At 45.4% G+C, this 3,821-nt stretch carries 4 protein-coding genes and 1 pseudogene; 1 reads left to right on the plus strand and 4 read right to left on the minus strand.

Features of this window, described 5'->3' with window-relative positions; genetic code table 11:
* Positions 1-603: 603 nt before the first annotated feature.
* The 4 genes from F6K57_RS39200 to F6K57_RS39215 all read right to left on the minus strand — a co-directional run bounded on the left by F6K57_RS39200 (position 604) and on the right by F6K57_RS39215 (position 3,610).
* Complete coding sequence (locus tag F6K57_RS39200) at positions 604-921, minus strand: hypothetical protein (RefSeq protein WP_293074099.1); 318 nt, start codon at positions 919-921, stop codon at positions 604-606.
* Between the two features lie 219 nt (positions 922-1,140).
* Entirely contained in the window at positions 1,141-1,563 is a 423-nt protein-coding gene (locus tag F6K57_RS39205; protein WP_293067450.1) for a hypothetical protein, read from the minus strand.
* A 190-nt stretch (positions 1,564-1,753) separates the two neighbouring features.
* A complete protein-coding gene (locus tag F6K57_RS39210; RefSeq protein ID WP_293074102.1) occupies positions 1,754-3,091 on the minus strand; it encodes a sigma-70 family RNA polymerase sigma factor in 1,338 nt (445 codons plus the stop codon).
* A gap of 300 nt (positions 3,092-3,391) precedes the next feature.
* A complete protein-coding gene (locus F6K57_RS39215) occupies positions 3,392-3,610 on the minus strand; it encodes a hypothetical protein (protein ID WP_293067445.1) in 219 nt (72 codons plus the stop codon).
* Positions 3,611-3,617: 7 nt separating this feature from the next.
* Here F6K57_RS39215 and F6K57_RS39220 point away from each other — a divergent pair.
* Positions 3,618-3,821: pseudogene (locus F6K57_RS39220) on the plus strand (hypothetical protein); the annotation flags it as partial.

The raw sequence follows: 3,821 nt of genomic DNA on the forward strand, positions 1-3,821 counted from the left end.
AGTTAGGAGTTAGTAGTTAGGAGTTAGTAGTTATAAAGGTGGATAATTTACTGCATCCCCATAAGGAAAGAATAAAATTGATTCTTTATTCTGTCTCCTATCTCCTGTCTCCTGTCTCCTGTTTGAGTTAGTAGTTAGGAGGGAGGAGTATTGAGGTAGGAGTATTGAGGTAGGAGTATTGAGGTAGGAGGTAGGAGTATTTAGGTAGTAGGGAGGAGTATTGAGGTAGGAGGTAGGAGTTATAAAAGCACATACCAACAAGGCTAAAACCTTTATCTGTCAATGCTTTGAGAGTTAATCAGCAAGATCTATAGTTATCACCCGGTCTAACCCGACCAGAGTAAGGCGTTCGCGTAGCGGCGACCTAGGAGAATCGCACTTGGTCCGATCCCAGGCACGAAATAAAATGTTGGTTGGGTTAGACGAATGTGAACTACCCCGACGTCAACGAAGTAAGTCGGGGTAGTTCACTTACCAATTCTCTGTAACAATGTGCTTAATCATTGCCTTGCTATTTCTGTGTAATCACGCCCATAACAGCTGCTGTATTAAGCGCATTTTCCTAGAGAATTGGTAATCGATCATTTATTTTTTGTCAGTCCCTTACGCGTCCAATATCAGCGGAAAGATCTGGATTTCAGCTTTTCCTTCATTGGGATCAGTACTCCATGTGGTATCTTTTCGCTCAGGCCAGTTCATATACTCCACTATTGGATAAACATATCCTGTAGTGTCCTCTGCATAGAAAGCCATTGTTTTCGGCAGCCAAAGGTCATCACCTTTGATGATCAGAACCATAGTCTGGAAGTAGTATAAATTCTCCGGCATGTCTAGAGAGTATGCAATCGCTTTGCCTTGTTCCCGATGCACTGTATCGAGTTGGAAAGTCTTAATTTGCGGGGTTCTATCTTGTCTTGGCACGTCAGAGTATAGGGTGTATAATTCTAGAGGACTACTAGATTCGCTCCATTGAGACCTGGATGTAATCGCCAGAAAATGAAGGGTTTTGATTCTTGGTACAGACATTGTGTATTTACTTCTCCTTTCGGTTTTGTTTGTCTACATCCTTAAGACGATTTCGCCGATAAATTTCTGAATTTTTGCGCTAACTAAAAGGATCATTTATTTTTTGGAAGTCCCTTACACGTCCAGTAGCAGGGGAAAGATCTCGATTTTAGCTTTTCCCTCCTTCGGATCAGTACTCCATGTGGTATCTTTTCGCTCAGGCCAGTTTATATACTCCACTATTGGATAAACATATCCTGTAGTGTCCTCTGCATAGAAAGCCATTGTTTTCGGCAGCCACAGGTCATCACCTTTGATGATCAGAACCATATTCTCGAAGTAGTATAAATTCTCGGGCATGTCTAGAGAGCATGCAATCGCTTTGCCTTGTTCCCGATGCCCTGTATCGAGTTGGAAGCTCTTAATTTGCGGCCCTAGATCAGGTCTTTGCACGTCATAGGATCGGGTGTCTAATTCTAGAAGACTACTAGATTCGCTCCATTGAGACCTGGATGTGATCGCCAGAAAATGAAGGGTTTTGATTTTTGGTACAGACATTGTGTATTTCCTTATCCTTTCGGTTTTGTTTCTCTACACCGTTAAGACGATTTTTAAGACGATTTAGCCGAGGAATTTAGGAATTTTTGCGCTAACCCAAAGAACAATTTAGGTGCGCTTGACCCATTAAGAATTAAATTCGCTCAAGGTGCGCTTTCCAATGGCCGGGGAACCCGGCCTTGGGTCGCACCTATCGGCAAAGCCGACGGGGGGCGCGTTCGGGTCGCACCTCAGGAAATGAATTTTGAATTTTGATAGTTTTTTCAGCTGTCGGTGGGCTTCTCGGACTCTCGTGGCTCCCTTTTCGGATGATCAATCTATCACCTAGATCAGAAACCAACTCACTCCTATCCCTCACAAACTTATGACTTGGGAGTGAACATTGGAAAGGCAAAATTAACTTAGAAAATAGGGTAGTAGCATTGACACTCCCCTTCCTTTCACAAAGCGTCGCCTCAACACACCGATAACCATCTTTATTTACTTCTATATTTACTTCTAATTTGAAGTCCAGATAATTACCCTTAATAAAAATCTCCCCATCTCCCCATCTGCCAACACTCCCCACACTCCCCACACTCCCCACACTTTTATTATGGGTATTCAACCGCACTTGATCTAAGGTCTCCTCAGAAGTAGCCGCAACAGGAACCGACTCAGAGTGCTGCAGTGATCGGCGTTTCGGCAAAGCCGACGCTTCGCGTTCGCGTAGCGTGGCCAAAGGCCTCAGCCGCGCCAAAGGCGATGGGCGAAGCCCCGCTTTCAGCGATCGCACTTCTTCACCCACAACACTCTCCACTTCCTTTACCGCAACAGATGATGTCACCGTATCGCCCACAATCGCTTCAACTTCCCCATTCTCCTGGGACATTTCCCCAATTGCTGACTCTGTTGCCTCATTAGTTGGCGTAACCGATAATTCCCTATCAGTCTCATCCTCGCCGATAAAATATCCCCTCAACTCCTCTCGCAGAATGGCCCGCGCCTGGGAGATGCGCTTGCAGACATTTTGGTAGGAAATCTCTTGCTGTTTGGCTATCTCTCGATGAGACAGTTCTTGAGAAAAGTGCAAGATAAACGTCTGGTGCAGCCGACCAGGTAAGTTATCAATGGCACGGCGGATAGCAATCTTTTTCTCGTCTGTCTCCAAAGCCCTTTGTGGGGTATCGTCACAGAAAACTAATCCTTTTTCCTCTGGAATCCCTTCTATATCCTCAACATGGTTAGCGCTGCGACAATGTTCTCGATGAATATCCACGCAGAGATTATGAGTCAGCTTTGTCAGCCAAGCCTTAAAATTAGCAATTTTCCCCCTAAATTTTTGCACCTTCTCCCATGCCTTGATCATCGCCCGACTCAGGGCATCTTCAGCATTAGTAGGGTTTCCACCCATCCACCTGAGACAGCGATGATAGAGATAGTCTTGATATTGCTGCCATTGCTGCCAAAACTCTTTCTGTGAAAAGTGATGGGATTGGCTCAATGCAGTGGAAGTAGAAGTGGCTTCTAATGGAATATCTGACATCATAATTGCTCAACTTGTAGTAAATTCTAATCAAATTGACGTAAGCATATGGGCTAGATCACAGCGTCGAAGCCTGTGCCACGCACGCTACTTGAGGTGCGTTCAGTGGTCAGCGAACAGCGGTCAGCGAACAGTGGTCAGCTGACGTAACAGAGATTAAACCAATGCTTACCTGTTGTCTTGATCCCAAGCGCGAGTGGAGAGGGGCTGCGTGGGTCACCTGCCTCCGCACCTTGAAAATCCCGTGGAAACCCCGGCAGTCGCTGATGGGGGGAACCCCCGTGAGGCCACTGCATCGCTTATTCAAAAGCTGTTTGGTGTACCGTGGCACAGGCTTTGACGCTGTGATCCATAACCTGTTCGCGTAGCGTGGCCAAAGGCCTTTAGCACCTCAAGTAGCACCATCTGTAGCGCATTAGCTGTTCGCGTTCGCGAAGCGTCGGCTTTGCCGAAAGCGTGGCCAAAGGCCTTTAGCACCACAAGTAGCGCATTAGCTGTTGGCGTAGCGTGCGCGTAGCGCATTAGCTGAATGCTTAAGATTCAAGAGTATTATGATTGGTTTATTATTATTGAATCTAATAGTGGCGAGTATTTTATCGATGAATATAAAAAGGTAGCACTTTCAAAATCCCGTTCTAAACATCCAAGTGAGTACAATTACTTGGTTAAGAGAGACAATCTCAATTTCTGGGGTAGAAATAAGATCCATTGTGTTCATGTATTTCTCCTTGTT

This window comes from Moorena sp. SIO4A5 (assembly GCF_010672005.1).
In the GTDB taxonomy this organism is placed as follows: Bacteria; Cyanobacteriota; Cyanobacteriia; order Cyanobacteriales; family Coleofasciculaceae; genus Moorena.